Origin of the sequence: Kineococcus auxinigenes (assembly GCF_050871525.1) — a bacterium.
Taxonomy (GTDB): Bacteria; Actinomycetota; Actinomycetes; order Actinomycetales; family Kineococcaceae; genus Kineococcus.
In genome coordinates this window covers 58,584-74,269 of sequence record NZ_JBKBCT010000009.1, presented here as the reverse complement: position 1 = coordinate 74,269, position 15,686 = coordinate 58,584, and the positions used below count along the sequence as shown (strand labels likewise).

General features: G+C 76.7%; 13 protein-coding genes. 7 read left to right on the top strand and 6 right to left on the bottom strand.

The features are described from left to right. Window positions 1–47: 47 nt before the first annotated feature. Together ACRYR9_RS05200 and ACRYR9_RS05195 are read right to left on the bottom strand one after the other, a co-directional pair. Complete coding sequence (locus ACRYR9_RS05200) at window positions 48–1,205, bottom strand: Gmad2 immunoglobulin-like domain-containing protein (RefSeq protein ID WP_432491192.1); 1,158 nt, start codon at window positions 1,203–1,205, stop codon at window positions 48–50. Continuing rightward, window positions 1,202–1,753: an RNA polymerase sigma factor gene (locus ACRYR9_RS05195; RefSeq protein ID WP_432491429.1), complete on the bottom strand. Its 552-nt coding sequence runs from the start codon at window positions 1,751–1,753 to the stop codon at window positions 1,202–1,204. The genes ACRYR9_RS05200 and ACRYR9_RS05195 overlap by 4 nt, the downstream gene beginning before the upstream one ends. Before the next feature lie 168 nt (window positions 1,754–1,921). Between ACRYR9_RS05195 and ACRYR9_RS05190 the strand changes: the two genes are divergently transcribed. The 3 genes from ACRYR9_RS05190 to ngg are packed head-to-tail and all read left to right on the top strand — an operon-like array spanning window position 1,922 to window position 5,907. Beyond that, window positions 1,922–2,284 carry an HIT domain-containing protein gene (locus ACRYR9_RS05190; RefSeq protein WP_432491194.1) on the top strand — a complete coding sequence of 121 codons (363 nt, stop codon included), beginning with the start codon at window positions 1,922–1,924 and terminating at the stop codon, window positions 2,282–2,284. Between the two features lie 22 nt (window positions 2,285–2,306). Further along, window positions 2,307–4,091 (top strand): N-acetylglutaminylglutamine amidotransferase, encoded by a 1,785-nt coding sequence (locus tag ACRYR9_RS05185; RefSeq protein WP_432491196.1) that lies wholly within the window; start codon window positions 2,307–2,309, stop codon window positions 4,089–4,091. 16 nt (window positions 4,092–4,107) lie between these two features. Then, entirely contained in the window at window positions 4,108–5,907 is a 1,800-nt protein-coding gene (gene ngg / locus ACRYR9_RS05180; protein WP_432491198.1) for an N-acetylglutaminylglutamine synthetase, read from the top strand. Window positions 5,908–5,954: 47 nt separating this feature from the next. Here the strand turns inward: ngg and ACRYR9_RS05175 are convergent, their stop codons facing one another. Then, the gene (locus ACRYR9_RS05175) at window positions 5,955–7,223 is read right to left on the bottom strand and encodes a saccharopine dehydrogenase family protein (RefSeq protein ID WP_432491200.1); all 1,269 of its coding nucleotides are present in this window, start codon (window positions 7,221–7,223) and stop codon (window positions 5,955–5,957) included. Window positions 7,224–7,375: 152 nt separating this feature from the next. Between ACRYR9_RS05175 and ACRYR9_RS05170 the strand changes: the two genes are divergently transcribed. Next, window positions 7,376–8,116 carry a DNA-formamidopyrimidine glycosylase family protein gene (locus tag ACRYR9_RS05170; protein ID WP_432491202.1) on the top strand — a complete coding sequence of 247 codons (741 nt, stop codon included), beginning with the start codon at window positions 7,376–7,378 and terminating at the stop codon, window positions 8,114–8,116. Window positions 8,117–8,126: 10 nt separating this feature from the next. On the opposite strand, the gene ACRYR9_RS05165 is transcribed toward ACRYR9_RS05170, so the two are convergent. Next, window positions 8,127–8,795 (bottom strand): OmpA family protein, encoded by a 669-nt coding sequence (locus ACRYR9_RS05165; RefSeq protein ID WP_432491204.1) that lies wholly within the window; start codon window positions 8,793–8,795, stop codon window positions 8,127–8,129. Further along, a complete protein-coding gene (locus ACRYR9_RS05160; RefSeq protein ID WP_432491206.1) occupies window positions 8,768–9,322 on the bottom strand; it encodes a hypothetical protein in 555 nt (184 codons plus the stop codon). Before ACRYR9_RS05160 ends, ACRYR9_RS05165 begins: the two co-directional genes overlap by 28 nt. Before the next feature lie 271 nt (window positions 9,323–9,593). Between ACRYR9_RS05160 and ACRYR9_RS05155 the strand changes: the two genes are divergently transcribed. Genes ACRYR9_RS05155 through ACRYR9_RS05145 form a run of 3 tightly spaced genes read left to right on the top strand, consistent with a single transcriptional unit; the run spans window position 9,594 to window position 14,751 of the window. After that, window positions 9,594–10,754 carry an osmoprotectant NAGGN system M42 family peptidase gene (locus ACRYR9_RS05155; RefSeq protein ID WP_432491431.1) on the top strand — a complete coding sequence of 387 codons (1,161 nt, stop codon included), beginning with the start codon at window positions 9,594–9,596 and terminating at the stop codon, window positions 10,752–10,754. A 42-nt stretch (window positions 10,755–10,796) separates the two neighbouring features. Continuing rightward, window positions 10,797–12,959, top strand: coding sequence for a chorismate-binding protein (locus tag ACRYR9_RS05150; protein WP_432491208.1), 2,163 nt, complete (start codon window positions 10,797–10,799; stop codon window positions 12,957–12,959). Between the two features lie 52 nt (window positions 12,960–13,011). Beyond that, on the top strand, window positions 13,012–14,751 hold the full coding sequence (locus tag ACRYR9_RS05145; protein WP_432491210.1) for an HD-GYP domain-containing protein: 1,740 nt from the start codon (window positions 13,012–13,014) through the stop codon (window positions 14,749–14,751). 39 nt (window positions 14,752–14,790) lie between these two features. Here the strand turns inward: ACRYR9_RS05145 and ACRYR9_RS05140 are convergent, their stop codons facing one another. Then, on the bottom strand, window positions 14,791–15,666 hold the full coding sequence (locus ACRYR9_RS05140; RefSeq protein WP_432491212.1) for an aminotransferase class IV: 876 nt from the start codon (window positions 15,664–15,666) through the stop codon (window positions 14,791–14,793). Window positions 15,667–15,686 lie beyond the last annotated feature (20 nt).

Below are 15,686 nucleotides of genomic sequence, written 5' to 3'. Positions count from 1 at the left end.
CGGTGAGGACCCCCCGAGGGCCCTCACCGCACCGGTCGGGTAGAGCCTCAGCGCACGGTGAAGCTCTTGGTGTCGCCGGCGGGCTGCGCGCCGGCCTCGCCGCCGGACTCGTCGGGGCGCTCCACCAGCACGGTGTACTCGCCCGCCGGCAGCGGGATCGTCACGGAGAACTCCGCGAACGTGCCGTTCGCGCCCGCCTGCGCGGGCCCGCGGGTCACCTCCGCGCCCGAGGCGTCGGTGACGGTGTACAGCAGCGTGCCCTCGAAGGCGCTGCCGACACCCTCCACGACGGCCTGGCCGGGGGTGCCGGTGTCGACTGCCGTGATCCACGCCGGGGCCTGCACGTCCGACTGCGGCGCGCGCGAGACCGTCTCCGGGACCGCGTAGCCGAACACCAGCGGTTCGGAGCGCCCGTCGACGCGGATCTCGACGGGCAGGTCCTCACCGGCCGCCGCGGTGACGGTGTAGACGAGCTGCTGCACGGCGGCCGTCACGTCGCCGGCCTCGGCGTCCCCGGCGGCGGCCGAGGCGGCGATGTCCACCACGAGGCGGCCGTCCCGGGCGGTCACCGTCGCGGAGTCGTCCGGACCCCACGGGCTGGCGTAGTCGGGGTCGCTGGGCTGCCCGCCGAGCACGGCCCGCAGCGCGTTCGTCGCGTCGTCCGCCGCGTCGCCGGCGGGCACGTACTCGCGGAACAGCAGCTGCGGCTGCCCGCCCAGCCAGTACACCGGCACGGTGGCCGAGCCGGCCGGCAGCGACCGGCCGGTGGTGGCAGGAGCGCCGGTGGTGGCCTGCGACGGCTCCTCGGCGGCCGGCTCCTGCGCGGCGCTCGGCGCGGTGCCCTCGCCGCTCGGCTCCGAGGTCGCCGGGGCGGGGGCGCTGCTGCGCTCGGCCGCCCCGGTGGGGGCGGAGGCGACGGTGCGCACCGACTCGTCGTCGCCGCGGGTCAGCGCGAAGGCGCTGCCGCCGACGACGAGGACCGCGGCGGTGGTCGCCACGGCGGCCCAGGCGCGGGTGGTGCGGCGGCGGGAGGTGGTGCTCATGCGGATCTCCTGGAGGCGGTCGGTGGGGCGCACGGTCTCGGCGCGGGCGGCGAGGGCGTCGCGCAGGGCGCGCGCCGCGGGGTCGGTGGCGGGGTCGGGCAGCGGCCCGGCGCTGACCGGGTCGTCGTCGGGGTCCGGTGCGGGGCCGGGGTGGTGGCTCACGGCGTCTCCTCCTGGCGGGCCAGGCCGGCGCGCAGCGCCGCCAGCCCGCGGTGCGCGTGCGTCTTGACGGCCCCGCGGCTGATGCCCAGGGTCTCGGCGATGTCCTGCTCGGACAGGTCCGCGGAGTAGCGCAGGACGAGGACCTCGCGCTGGCGCACCGGCAGGGCGTCCAGCGCGGCCAGCACCAGGCGGTGCTCGGCCGAGCGCACCGCCCGCTCCTCCGGGCCCTCGGGCGCGGGGTCCGGCAGCGGGCGCTTGCGGTCGGCGACGGCCCGGTGGCGCAGCACGTCGCGCGCGCCGTTGACCACCGCCCGGCGCAGGTACGCGACGGCGGCGGCGCGGTCGTCCAGCCGCCGCCAGCGCCGGTGCAGGGCCACGAACGCCTCCTGCACCACCTCCTCGGCGGTGGAGGTCTCCCCGGTGAACTCCGCGGCCAGCGCGACCAGCCGCCGCCAGTGCGCCGCGTACAGGACGCTCACGGCCGTGTCCGCGTCCCAGCCGCGGGGGTCCTCCGGGTCGGTGCCGTGCCCGTCCGCCCCGCCGCGCACGACGCCGAGCCCGCGGCCGACCTGCCGGTCAGCCACGGCGCGCCGCGCTCTGAGCATCTCCACACAGGTACGACGAGCAGCGCACGGTCACGGTTGACATCCAAGCGGAGCGGATCCGCCGGGCGGGGGAGGCGGGCGGCCGCGCGGCGGCGCCGGTACCGTGCCGCCATGAGCGCCAGCCGCAACGGCAACGCCCCCGCCGACCTCTTCCTGAGGATCGTCGCCGGTGAGCTGCCCGCGACGATCGTGCACTCCGACGACCTCGTGGTCGCCTTCGAGGACGCCGACCCCCGGGCGCCCGTGCACGTCCTGGTCGTGCCCCGCGAGCGCCACGAGACCGTCGCGGAGCTCGCCGCCGCGGCCCCGGCGACGCTGGCGCGCCTCGTGCAGGTGGCTCAGCGCATCGCCGACGAGCGCTGCGGCGGGCACTTCCGCCTCGTCTTCAACAGCGGTGAGGACGCGGGCCAGTCGGTGCCCCACGTGCACGGTCACGTCCTGGGCGGGCGGCCCCTCACTTGGCCGCCCGGCTGATCAGGGGGTTGGATGGTGCGCCATGTGCGGCTTGTGCGGTGAGATCACCTTCGACGGGCGTCCTGCGGACGTGGGCGCGGTGCAGCGGATGTCGCAGCCGCTGGCGCCGCGGGGCCCGGACGGCGAGGGGTACTGGGCACAGGGCCGGGTGGCGTTCGGGCACCGGCGGCTGTCGGTCATCGACCTGTCGGTGTGCGGCTCGCAGCCCATGGTGGACCCCGAGCTGGGCCTGCACGCCGTCTTCAACGGCTGCGTCTACAACTACAAGGAGCTGCGCGAGGAGCTGATCGGTCACGGCTACCGGTTCACCTCCACCTCCGACACCGAGGTCATCCTCAAGGGGTACCACCGGTGGGGCACCGACGTGGTGGACCACCTCAAGGGCATGTTCGCCGTCGTCCTGCACGAGCGGGACTCCGGCCGCGTCGTGATGATGCGCGACCGCCTCGGCATCAAGCCGCTGTACCTGGCCGAGACGCCCGGGCGGCTGCGCTTCGCGTCCTCGCTGCCGGCCCTGCTGGCCGCCGGGGACGTGGACACCACCATCGACCCGGTCGCGCTGCACCACTACCTCAGCTGGCACGCCGTGGTCCCGGCCCCGCTGACGATCCTCAAGGGCGTGCGCAAGCTGCCGCCCGCCACCGTGCGCGTGATCGAGGCCGACGGGACCAGCCGCGAGCACCGCTACTGGAACGCCCAGCACGTGCGCCGCGAGGAGTTCGCCGGCTTCTCCGGCGAGGACTGGGAGGACGCCGTCCTGGACTCCCTGCGCGCCGCGGTGCGCCGGCGCACCGTCGCCGACGTCCCCGTCGGGGTGCTGCTGTCCGGCGGGCTGGACTCCAGCCTCATCACCGGCCTGCTGGCCGAGGCCGGGCAGAGGGACCTGGCCACGTACTCCATCGGCTTCGAGTCCGTCGGCGGGCGCGAGGGCGACGAGTTCGCCTACTCCGACGTCATCGCCGAGCGCTACGCCACGAACCACCACCGCATCCGCGTCACCGGCGACGAGCTCGTCGGCGCCCTGGGCCACGCCGTGGGCGCCATGCACGAGCCGATGGTCAGCCACGACGTCGTCGCCTTCGACCTGCTCTCCCAGCAGGTGTCGCAGTCCATCCGCGTCGTGCAGTCCGGGCAGGGCGCCGACGAGGTGTTCGGCGGCTACCACTGGTACCCGCCGCTGGCGGGCCTGAGCCCCGAGCAGGGCGTGGACGCCTACGCGAGGGCGTTCTTCGACCGCGACCACGCCGGCATGGCGCAGGTCCTGCAGCCGCAGTGGCTGACCGCTTCCGACGTGTCCCGCGACTTCGTCCGCCGCCACTTCACCGCCCCCGGCGCCGACACCGCCGTGGACGCCGCGCTCCGCCTGGACACCGAGGTCATGCTCGTCGACGACCCCGTCAAGCGCGTCGACAACACCACGATGGCCTGGGGGCTGGAGGCCCGCGTGCCGTTCCTGGACCACGAGCTGGTCGAGCTGGCCGCAGCGATCCCCCCGGAGCTGCACCTGTCCGACGACGGCAAGGGCGTCCTGAAGCGGGTGGGCCGCAAGGTCATCCCGCGCGAGGTCATCGACCGGCCCAAGGGGTACTTCCCCGTGCCGGCGATCACCCACCTGCAGGGCAAGGTCCTCGGCCTGGTCAAGGACGCCCTGACCAGCGAGGCCGCCCGACGCCGCGGGCTGTTCCGCCCCGAGTACGTCTCCGAGCTCGTGCGCGACCCCAACGCCGAGCTCACCCCGCTGCGCGGCAACAAGCTGTGGCAACTGGGCCTGCTGGAGCTGTGGCTGCAGCAGCACGGGATCGACTGAACCGCCGGGGAGGACGATGAGCACCGTGGGAACCCGACGCCGGGCGAAGGTGGCCGGGCTGCGGCACCGCGGCCAGGACGCGCACACCATCTCCAGCCGCAACTGGCAGCGGCCGCCGAGCCACCTCACGCGCGACATGGCCGGCGACGTCGTGCTCGACATGGGCTGGGGCCGGCTGGTGTTCGGGCACACGTTCACCGACCAGCGCGACGTCGTCGACGCCCTGCGCGCCGAGGAGACCGGCGAGCGCGACATCGCCATGTACGTGCCCGAACCGCAGGTGCTCGTGGGGCTCGCGCCGCACGAGCTGTTCATGGACCCCTCCATCACGTTCCGCCTGCAGCTGTCGCGCTACCGGCCGCCGCGGGACCGCAACCCCGACGTGTTCGTGCGGATGGTGCGCGAGCGCTCCGAGCTGGAGGACGTCAACCGCCTGTACGCGGCGAACGGCATGGTGACCTCCGACCCGGACGTCATGTGGGCGAACCACCGCACCCGCACGTTCACGTACCTCGTCGCCGAGGACACCCGCACGCGGGCGATCGTCGGCACCGTCACCGGCGTCGACCACGTCCTGGCGTTCGGCGACCCCGACGAGGGCGCCAGCCTGTGGTGCCTGGCCGCGGACCCGCAGAGCGCACCGCGCGGCACGGGGGAGGCGCTGGTTCGGGTGCTCGCCGAGCGCTACGTCGCCCGCGGGCGCGCCATCCTGGACCTGTCCGTCCTGCACGACAACGACGGTGCCATCGCGCTGTACCGCCGGCTGGGTTTCCGCCCCGCCCCGCCGGTCGTCGTCAAGCGCAAGAACCCCATCAACCGGCCGCTGTTCTCCCCGCAGCCGGAGCAGCTGGGCGAGCTGAACCCCTACGCGCGCATCGTCGCCGACGAGGCGCTGCGCCGCGGGGTGCGGGTGGAGGTCACCGACGCCCCCAGCGGGGAGATGCGCCTGACGTTCGGCGGCCGCTCGCTGCTGACGCGCGAGTCCCTGTCCGAGCTGACGAGCGCGGTGGCGATGAGCCGCTGCGACGACAAGCGCGTCACGCGCCGGCTGCTCGCGGCCACCGGGGTGCGGGTGCCGCGCGGCGTCGAGCTCGCCGCGCCGGCGCTCGCGGACACCGAGGGCCTGGCCGCCGCCGAGCGGCTCATCGCCGAGACCGGCCCGGTCGTGGTCAAACCCGCCCGCGGTGAGCAGGGCAAGGGCATCACCATCGGGGTGCGCGACGGCGAGGCGCTGCGGCGCGCCGTCGCCGAGGCGTCGGCGAACTGCCCCGACGTCCTCGTGGAGGAGTTCGTCACCGGGCAGGACCTGCGGATCGTCGTCATCGACCACGAGGTCGTCGCCGCCGCCGTGCGCCGCCCCGCCGCCGTCATCGGCACCGGCAGCGACGACGTGCGCAGCCTCGTGGTCAAGCAGAGCCGCCGCCGGCAGGCCGCCACCGGTGGCGAGTCCAGCATCCCGCTGGACGCCACCACCGAGGCGGTGGTGCACGAGGCGGGGCTCGGCATGGACGACGTGCTGCCGCGCGGGCAGCGCCTGGAGGTGCGCCGCACCGCGAACCTGCACACCGGCGGCACCATCGAGGACGTCACCGACGACCTGCACCCCGACCTCGTGGACGCCGCGGTGGCCGCCAGCCGCGCCCTCGGCATCCCCGTGACCGGCCTGGACCTGCTCGTGCCGGACGTGTCCGGACCCGAGCACGTGGTCATCGAGGCGAACGAGCGCCCCGGCCTGGCCAACCACCAGCCGCGGCCCACGGCGCAGCGGTTCCTGGACCTGCTGTTCCCGGAGACGCGGCGCGCCGAGCAGCGCTGAACCCCGCCCCTGCCCCGCGGTGATCGAGGGGGTCGCGACTTCCTCGATCACCGTGATCGTGGAGAGGGGGTGGCGTCGTCGGTGCGGAGGGTGAAGCCTCGGGCGCGCAGCCGGTCCGCCAGGGCCCTGCCGATGCCGGTGGCGGGGGTGAGGACCCCGGCCGCGTCCGGCAGCCGATCCCCGTCGAGCGCGAGCGCCAGCGCGCTCTCGCCCAGCATGACGGCGGTGGCGGCGTACCCGGGATCGCCCTGCGCGGCCACCGTGGTCAGGTAGCGGTACCCGCCGGCGGTGCGCGCGTCGAGCACCACGCGGAACCGGCCGGTGCGCCGGGTGCGTTCGGACGGGCCGTTGCCGGGGGCGGGCAGCAGCCGGTCCACCAGGGGGCGGGCCGGTCGCAGCGCCAGCGCACCGGCCAGCGCCCCCAGCGCGCCGGTCATCGCGAACGCACCCACGGGCGCCGCCCGCCCGGTGAACGCGACGACCTCCCGGTAGCGCAGCCGCGGTCCGTACGCGTGGCCGAGCAGCGCGTTGCTGCGCCGCACCACGCGGGTGTTGTACGGGGCCATCACGAACGGCGCCACCCACGTCCCGTCCTCGGCGCGCCGGTGCGGGCGGAAGACGTCGCGCTGCCTGCCCAGGTCCGGTTCGGCGTCGCGGTCGGGGCTCAGGGCGTACGGGTCGGCCAGCAACCGACGGGCCGCGTCGTCCCCGCGGGCGGTGTCCAGCTGCAGGCGCAGGGAGTCCACCGTCCCGCCGCTGACGCCACCGCGCGCCGAGCGGACCTCCAGCACCGCGTCGGTGAGGGGCCCGGCGCCGTCGGCGGTCGCACGCTCGTGCGCCAGCAGCACCGCCAGGTCGGAGGGCACCGAGTCGAAGCCGCAGGAGTGCACGATCCGCGCACCGCCGGCACGGGCGGCGGCGTGGAACCCCCCGGCGCTGCGGTGCGCGAACAGCGTCTCGCCCGTGAGGTCGGCGTAGTGGGTTCCGGCCTCGGCGCACGCGGCGACGAGGGGCAGCCCGTGGCGCAGGTACGGCCCCACCGTGCTGACGACCACGCGCGCGGTGCGGGCGAGCTCGCGCAGCGACGCCTCGTCGGTGGCGTCGGCCGTCAGGACGGGCCAGTGCTCGGCGGCCGCCCCCAGGCCGGTACGCACCTGTTCCAGGCGGTGCGCCGAGCGTCCGGCGAGGCCCACGCGCGTGCCCGGCCCGGCGTGCTCGGCGAGGTGGCCGGCGACGAGCCGGCCGACGAAGCCGGTGGCGCCGAAGACGACGACGTCGAGGTCGCGGCCGGGGCTCGGGGCGTCGTCGCGCTGCACCCGCCCCACCGTAACCACGCTCCCCGCCCCTGCCACCCCTACCGCACCGCCCCGCTCCTCCCCGTGGTGGTCTTGCACGGTTGAGCGTTCACCCGTGCAAGATCACGGTGGGTGGAGGGGCGGGGAGGGGCCGGCGGAGCCAGGATGGGCACGTGCCCGAGGGACACCTGCTGCACCGCCACGCCCGCGAGCAGCACGCCGCGCTCGCCGGGCGCACCGTCCGGGTCGCCAGCCCGCAGGGCAGGTTCGACGCGGGCCCCTTCGACGGCCATCGCCTGGACGCGGTGACGGCGGTGGGCAAGAACCTGCTGTACGCCGTCGACGGCGCCCCTGCCGTGCACGTCCACCTCGGGATGCGGGGGTTGTTCCTGGGTTGCGGAGCCTGGCCGCCCGCCCCGCCGCGCGGGACCAGGTTCCTCATCGGCACGGACGCCGCGGCGTTCGCGCTCATCGCCCCCTCGACGTGCGAGGCGCTGGACGAGGCGGGCGTCGCCGCGCTGCTGACCTCCCTGGGCCCGGACCCCCTGGACCCGGCCGCCTCCCGCGAGGAGGCGGTGCGCCGCGTCGAGGGCGCTCGCGGCCCGGTGGGGGCAGCGCTGCTGGAGCAGTCCGTGTGGGCGGGCATCGGCAACGCGTGGCGGGCGGAACTGCTCTTCCTGGCCGGGGTCGACCCGGCCCGGCGCGTCGACGGCGCCGAGGCCGGGCGGCTGTGGGACCTGGCGGTGCACCACCTGGAACTCGGCGCAGCGGCCGGCCAGGTCGTCAGCGACCCGGCCGCACCCGACGAGCGGTGGGTCTACGAGAGGGACACCTGCCGGCGGTGCGGCGCTGCGGTGCGCGTCTCCTCCGTCGGGGGGCGCACCGCGTACACCTGCCCCGTCGAGCAGACCTGACGCGCTCACCTCAGGCGGGCCGCACGGACACCCGCCGGTTCAGCTGCCGGGCCGCCGCCACCTGCGCTTCGGCCTCCGCCTCGGGCAGGTCCGCCGCGGCCGTCTCGGGCACCAGCGGGTCGGCCTCCCCGACGCCGGAGACGGTGAACGTCCACCCGGCGCCCAGCCGTGGCGCCAGCGCGTCGCGCACCGCCTGCGCGCGCTGCTGCGACAGCTGCAGGTTGTGGGCGTCGGTGCCGGTGGAGTCCGCGTGGCCGGTGACGGCCAGCGGGCCGGGCGCCGCCGTCGACAACGCCCCGGCGGCGGCGTCCAGGGCCGCGCCCGCCTCCGGGGTGAGCACCGCGGAGTCCACCGCGAACAGCACGTCGGTGCCCAGGTCCACCGCGACCTCGTCCCCCGTGCTGATGCGCGCCGCGCCGGAGGTGGTGCGGCGGACCGGTACCGCGGTGCGCTGCTGCAGCGGCGCGGTGCGCCGCTCGGCGCGGCTGGGTGCCCCGGTGGGCCCCGCGGGTTCCGCGGTCTCGATCGCCGTGCTCGGCGCCGTGCTCGGAGACGTGGTCGCCGCAGCGGGGAGGGTGCCCGCGGCGGTCAGGAGCCCCGCGGTGAGCGCGCCGACGGCGGCCCGCGCCACGAGGACCCGCACGGCCGTCGTCACGAGCTCACCGGCACGTTCACCCACGGCTCCACGCCCTGCACCGCCACGTCGACCGTCGTGGCGCCCTCCGGCAGTGCCACGTACGCCCACAACCCCGTGGAGGTCCCCGGGGGCAGGTTGGAGACGACGCTGCAGTAGCAGGTGCCGTCGGCGTCCCTGGCGACCTGGTAAAGCGTGTCGTCGCCCGGAGCGGTCACCGTCACACCGCTGAAGACGTCGTCGTCCTCGCCGTCCCAGCCTGGTTCGTGGAAGACGTCGTGCGGGTACGACCAGTCGTCCGTGGTGCTGACGGTCACGCTCACCAGGCCCGTGCCGTCGCTGATGCGCTGCACCCCCCGCAGCGTGACGGTCAGCGGCTCGCCCGCCTGCGGGGCTGCGTCGTGCTGCCCGAGGTCGGCCAGCGGGGTCGGCGTGGTGGCCGGAGCGCCCGGGGAGGACGCCGGAGCCCCGGGCTCCGCACTCGCGCCGGTGCCGTCGGAGCACCCGGCGAGGGCGGCGGTCACGACGGCTGTCAAGGCCAGGGCGGTCGGGGTGGCGGTGCGTGTCCTCACACCCGGCAGTGAAGTCGAGCGGTCCGCCGACCGGGGTGGGACCGGGCGTTGCGGTACCCGCCCGGGCCAGCGGTGACCACCCGGCGGACCCAGCCCGCGCACGCCGCGCGACCGGGCGGCCACGGCTCCCGGGAGCGGCACACGCCCCGGGTGGGACTCCCGCCCCGGCAGGCGGCAGGATCGGCCCGTGAGCCCCAGCGACCGCCCCCAGCACCGCACCCACACCGCCGGCAAGGACACCACCGCCGGGGTCGTCGACGCACCGGTCGACGTGGACTACCTGACGTCCACCCTGATGGAACTGCTGCGCGTGCCCAGCCCCTCCGGCCGCACCGACGCGGTCATGCAGGTCGTGGGCCAGCACATCGAGAGCCTCGGGCTGCCGGTCGACCTCACGCGCCGGGGCATGCTGCGCGCCACGCTGCGCGGGCGCACCGACGTGGTCCGCCGCGCCGTCGTGGTGCACGCCGACACCATCGGTCTGATGGTCAAGCGCGTGAAGGACAACGGCCGCCTGGAGGTCGTGCCCGTCGGCAGCCACAGCGCCCGGTTCTCCGAGGGCGCCCACGTGACGATCTTCACGGACGACTTCGACGAGGTGTACACGGGCACCGTCCTGCCGCTGAAGAGCTCCGGGCACACCTTCGGCGACGAGATCGACACCCAGGGCGTGGGCTGGCAGGTCGTCGAGGTGCGCATCGACGAACCGGTCGCCAGCGCCGCCGACGTGCACGCCCTGGGCGTGCAGGTCGGCGACTTCGTCGCCCTGGACGCCGCCCCGCAGATCACCCGCCACGGCTACGTGAAGTCCCGCCACCTGGACGACAAGGCCGGCCTGGCGGCCTGCCTGGCCGCGCTGAAGGCGCTGCGCGACGCCGAGCTCCCGCTGGCGGTGACCGCGCAGCTCCTCGTCACCATCGGCGAGGAGGTCGGCTTCGGCGCCACCCACGGCCTGGCTCCCGAGCTCGCCGAGCTGGTCGCCGTGGACAACGCGGTCGTCGCCGAGGGCCAGATGTCGCGCGAGGACCACGTCAGCGTCGGCATGCTCGACATGACCGGGCCGTTCGACTACCACCTCTCCCGCCGGCTGCACGCCCTGGCCCGCGACCACGACATCCCCGCCGTGCGCGACGTCTACCGGCACTACCGCTCCGACGCCGCCCCCGCACTGGAGGCCGGCATGGAGGCGCGCGCGGCCCTGCTGGGTTTCGGCCTGGAGTCCAGCCACGGCCACGAGCGCACTCACCTGGACGGCCTGGTCGCGCTGGCGCGCCTGCTGGTGGTGTACCTGCAGAGCGGGCTCACCTTCGACGAGTGGGACCGCGCCGAGCACGGCGACCTGGCCGACTTCCCCTCCGACAGCGTGCAGCCGGCGCAGCTGGAACCCGTGGACCGCACCGTCGTGCCCGAGCGCGCCGGCGCCGGCGCCTGAGCCGGCGGCCCGGGCGCCGGGGCACGCGGCACAGGGGGAGCGGTGCGCGTCCTGCTCGTCGACAACCACGACTCCTACACGTACAACGTGTTCCAGCTGCTCGCCGGGCTCACCGGCGCCGAACCCGTCGTGGTCCTCAACGACGCCGTGGCGCCCGCCGAGCTGGACCTGGCGGGTTTCGACGCGGTCGTCATCTCCCCGGGCCCGGGTCACCCGGGGCAGGAGCGCGACTTCGGCCTGAGCGCCGAGGTGCTGGCCCGCGCGCGCGTGCCGGTGCTGGGGATCTGCCTGGGGCACCAGGGGATCGCCCTGGCCGCCGGGGCGCCCGTGGTGCGCGCGCCGCAGCCGCGGCACGGGCACGTCACCCGGGTCCACCACGACGGGGCCGGGGTGTTCGCCGGGGTTCCGCAGGGTTTCGCAGCGGTGCGCTACCACTCCCTGTGCGTGACCGAGCCGCTGCCCGCACCGCTGGTGGCGACCGCCTGGGCCGAGGACGGCGTCGTCATGGGGTTGCGGCACACCACCCGCCCGTTCACCGGCGTGCAGTTCCACCCGGAGTCCGTCGGCAGCGAGCACGGCGCCACCGTCCTGGGGAACTTCCTGCGCAGCGCCCGCCCGGAGGTGCGCGCCACCGCGCCGGCCGGCGCCCGGGCGCCGGGACGCACGTACCGGCTGCGCACGCGCGTCCTGGAGCGCGCCGTGGACCCCGCGGCGGCGTTCGAGGTGCTCACGGCGCCGGACGGACCCGCGTTCTGGCTGGACAGCGCCCGCCCCGGCCCGGGCACCGGCCGCTTCTCCTTCGTCGGCGGCTCCACCGGGCCCGAGGCGGACCTGCTGACGTACCGCGCGGCCGAGGGGGAGGTGGTGCTGCGCGACCGCGGCGGCGAGCGGCGGCTGCCCGGCTCGGTGTTCGAGCACCTGGGCGGGCGGCGCCTGGAGGCCGGCAGCGAGGTCGGTGCGGGTGAGGGAGAGGGCGGTGCCGGGCAGGGCCCCGGCGAGCTGCCCTTCGACCTCGTCGGCGGCTGGGTGGGCTACCTCGGCTACGAGGTCCGCGCCGACTGCGGTTCGCCCACGACCCGGCGCGCGCGGACGCCCGACGCGGCCTGGCTGTTCGCCGACCGGTTCGTCGCCGTCGACCACGAGGAGGACCGCACCCACCTGGTCGCCCTGGTGCGCACCGACCCCGACGCGCCCGCCGTCGCGGCCGCCGAGCGGGACGCGGGCGCGTGGCTGGAGGGCACCGCCCGCGCGCTCGCCGTGCTGCCCGGCGCGCCGCCGCGCCCGGAACCGGAACCCGTGCCGCCCCTGCCGGAGGAGGTGGTGCTGCCGCTGCTGGACCGCACCCGGGAGCAGTACCTCGCCGCCGTCGAGGAGTGCCGGCAGGTGCTGCGGGCGGGGGAGAGCTACGAGGTGTGCCTGACCGCGCAGGCCAGCTCGGCGGACCCGGTGGACGCGCTGAGCGCCCACCGGCGCCTGCGCGCCGTCAACCCCGCCCCCTACGCGGCCCTGCTGCGCCTGCCGGGCGTGGAGGTCGTCTGCGCCTCGCCCGAGCGGTTCCTGCGGGTGGACCGCCACGGGTGGGCGGAGGCCAAGCCGATCAAGGGCACCGCCCGGCGCGGCATCGACGCCGATGAGGACGCGACGCTGCGCGACGCGCTGGCCGCCGACCCCAAGACCCGCGCCGAGAACCTCATGATCGTCGACCTGCTGCGCAACGACCTGGGGCGGGTGTGCGAAGTCGGCTCGGTGTCGGTGCCCGCGCTGATGGCGACGGAGACCTACGCCACCGCCCACCAGCTGGTGTCCACCGTCCGCGGCCGGCTGCGCACCGGGCTGGGCGCGGTGGACGCGGTGCGCTCCTGCTTCCCGCCCGGCTCGATGACCGGGGCGCCCAAGCTGCGCACCTGCGAGGTCGTCGACGCGCTGGAGGAACGTGCGCGGGGCGTGTACTCGGGGGTCCTGGGGTACTTCTCGCTGACCGGCGCCGCGGACCTCGCGGTCGTCATCCGCACCCTCGTGCGCGCCGGCGGCGAGTGGACCGCCGGCGCCGGCGGAGCGGTGGTCCTCGACTCCGACCCCGAGCAGGAGTTCGCCGAGATGGTCCTCAAGGCCGGTGCGTCGCTGCGGGCGCTGCTGGACCCGCCACCGACCGGACCCGGCGTGGCCGTCCCCCGATCGGGGGACGCACGCCCACCGGGCGGGTGAACCACCCCGCCGGCCGCTCAACCCGCCCCGCCCACGTCCCGACCCCGGGGGAATGGCCACGGGACCCACGCAGAACTACGGGGACGGGGCCGCGACCTCCTGGCGGCCGCGGCCCGTCCTGGCCGCCCTCGTGCGGGCGACCGTCTCCGGCGGGCCCCTGCTGTTCGCCCTGGGGATCGGCGCCGGTGCCGCGCACTGGCTGCCCGCCGTGCGGTTCGGCCTGCCGGCGACGGTGTGGTTGCTGCTCGTCGTCGGCGTCTCCTCCGGTGCGCTGGTCGTCCTGGCCCGCTGGCTGCGCCGGCTGGTCCCCCTCTCGGCGCTGCTCCGGCTGAGCCTGGTCCTGCCCGACCGCGTCCCCAGCCGCTTCGAGGTCGCCCGCCGCACCTGGTCGCCCACGGCGCTGGAGGACGCGGACGCCGCCGCGGGTGCCGACCGGGGTTCCGCGCAGTGGCTGCTGACCCTCGTGAGCACCCTCGCGGCGCACGACGCGCGCACCCGGGCGCACGGGGAGCGGGTCCAGGCGTACGCCGCGCTGATCGGCCGCGAACTGGGGTTGCCGAGCGAGGACGTCGACCGCCTCAGCTGGGCCGCCCTGCTGCACGACGTGGGCAAGGTCCACGTCCCCGTCGAGATCATCAACAAGAACGGCCGGCCCACGGAGCAGGAGTGGGCCGCCCTGCAGGAGCACCCCTGTCACGGCGGCCGGCTGGTCCAGCCGCTGCGCGCCTGGCTGGGGCCCTGGCTCGACGGCGTGGAGCAGCACCACGAGCGCTGGGACGGCGGCGGGTACCCGCGGGGCCTGGCCGGCGAGGACGTCTCCCTCGCCGCGCGCGTCATCGCCGTCGCCGACACGTACGACGTGATCACCTCCGCCCGCGCCTACAAGAAGCCGATGTCGGCCGAGCAGGCCCGCGCGGAGATCACCCGCTGCGCCGGCGCCCAGTTCGACCCCGAGGTCGTGCGCGCGTTCCTCTCGATCGGCATCGGCCGGCTGCGGCTGATCGCCGGCCCGGCGACCCTGCTGGCCGCGCTGCCGGGCGTGGGAGCGGCTCCGGCCCAGGCCCTCTCGACCGCCTCGACCCTCGCGCAGACGGCCGGCGGGCAGGTGCTGGCCGCCGTGCTCTCCGCCGGGGTCGGGGTCGGTGCCGGCCTCACCGGCACGACGGCGCTGGTCGCCGCTCCGGGGGACGTGGCCGCCGCCGCGCAACCCGTGGACGCCGCCGGCGCCACCGGTGCGACCGCGCTGCGCGCCGCCGACCCGAGCGCGACCACGAGCGCCACCCCCACCCCCACCTCCACCCCCGTCGGGCCCTCCGCCCTCCCGACGCCGGCAGCGGCCGAGCCCGCCGTCACGGTGACCCCCACCCCCGCAGGGTCCGCGGAGCGCACCCTCGCCTCGAGCCGGCGCCCGGCGCGCACGTCCGCTGCCCGTCCGAGGCCCACCGCGACGGCCACCGCGACGCCCACCGCGACGCCGACGCCCACCGCGACACCGACCGCGACGCCGATCGCGACGCCGACGCCCACCGCGACGCCGACCGCGACGCCGACCGCGACGCCGACCGCGACGCCGACCGCGACGCCGACCGCGACGCCCACCGCCACGCCGACGCCCACCGCCACGCCGACGCCCACCGCCACGCCGACGCCCACCGCCACGCCGACGCCCACCGCCACGCCGACGCCCACCGCCACGCCGACGCCCACCGCCACGCCGACGGGCAACTGCAGCGGCAGCGGCAGCGGCAACGGGAAGGGCGACGGCCAGGGCGGCGACCACGCCCACTGCTGAGCGCACCGCCACGGGTTCTCCGGGGTCTCGCGCCGCGCGTCAGGCCAGCGCCCAGGCGCGCAGCCGGGCCGTCAGCTCCGGCCGCCGGGCCACCGGCTCGCCGTCCAGGTGGGTCACCTCCACCACGCCCCGCACGCTGGAGGTCAGCCACACCGCGCCCGCCGCCCGCAGCAGCCGTGGCGGCACGAGCTCGGCGCCGGTGGGCACCCCGGCGGCCGCGGCGGCGGCGAACACCGCCCTCTGCGTGGTGCCGGGCAGCACGCCGGTGCCGTCCACGGGCGCGGTGAGCAGCCGTCCCCCGGTCGCCCACACGACGCTGGACGTGGCGCCCTCCAGGACCAGGCCCTCGGCGGAGGTCAGCAGCGCGTCGTCCGCGCCGCGCCGGGCGGCCTCGCGCAGCGCGGCGGTGTGCAGCGCGTACGAGAGGACCTTCGCGCCGCCCAGCAGCCACGGCGCCGCGGCGTGCGCCCGAGCCGGGGTCCCGCGCGTCAGCGACACCGCCCGGACCCCCTCGGCGCGGGCGCGCAGCACCGCGGCGGGCACCGGGCGCAGCGTCGCGAACCCGGTCGGCCCGCTGCCGGGCGCGCCCCGCGTCAGGGTCAGGCGCAGCACCGCCTCGGCGCCGGCGGGCACCTCCCCGGTGAGCCGGGCGGCCAGCTCCTCCCACGCGGGGCGCTCGGGGGCCGGCAGGTCCAGGGCCAGCGCTGAGCGGGCGAAGCGGTCCAGGTGCGCGTCCAGGTGGACCACCCGCACCGGTGGCCCGCCGAGGACCAGGACGGTCTCGAAGACGCCGTCCCCGCGGGCCGCGCCGGCGTCGTCGGCCGCGGCGACCGGCGCGTCCCAGGGCACCTCCGCGCCGCCCAGCACCGCGGTGCGCGCCCGCACGGGCGCGGTGGAGGGGGAGGCGCTCGTCACCCGGGGGAGTCTGGCGCAGC

Bases quoted from the DNA above. Each gene is read 5' to 3' on its own strand.
- ACRYR9_RS05185 (WP_432491196.1), top strand. From the start codon at position 2,307: ATGTGCGGCTTGTGCGGTGAGATCACCTTCGACGGGCGTCCTGCGGAC.
- ACRYR9_RS05145 (WP_432491210.1), top strand. From the start codon at position 13,012: ATGGCCACGGGACCCACGCAGAACTACGGGGACGGGGCCGCGACCTCC.
- ACRYR9_RS05190 (WP_432491194.1), top strand. From the start codon at position 1,922: ATGAGCGCCAGCCGCAACGGCAACGCCCCCGCCGACCTCTTCCTGAGG.
- ngg (WP_432491198.1), top strand. From the start codon at position 4,108: ATGAGCACCGTGGGAACCCGACGCCGGGCGAAGGTGGCCGGGCTGCGG.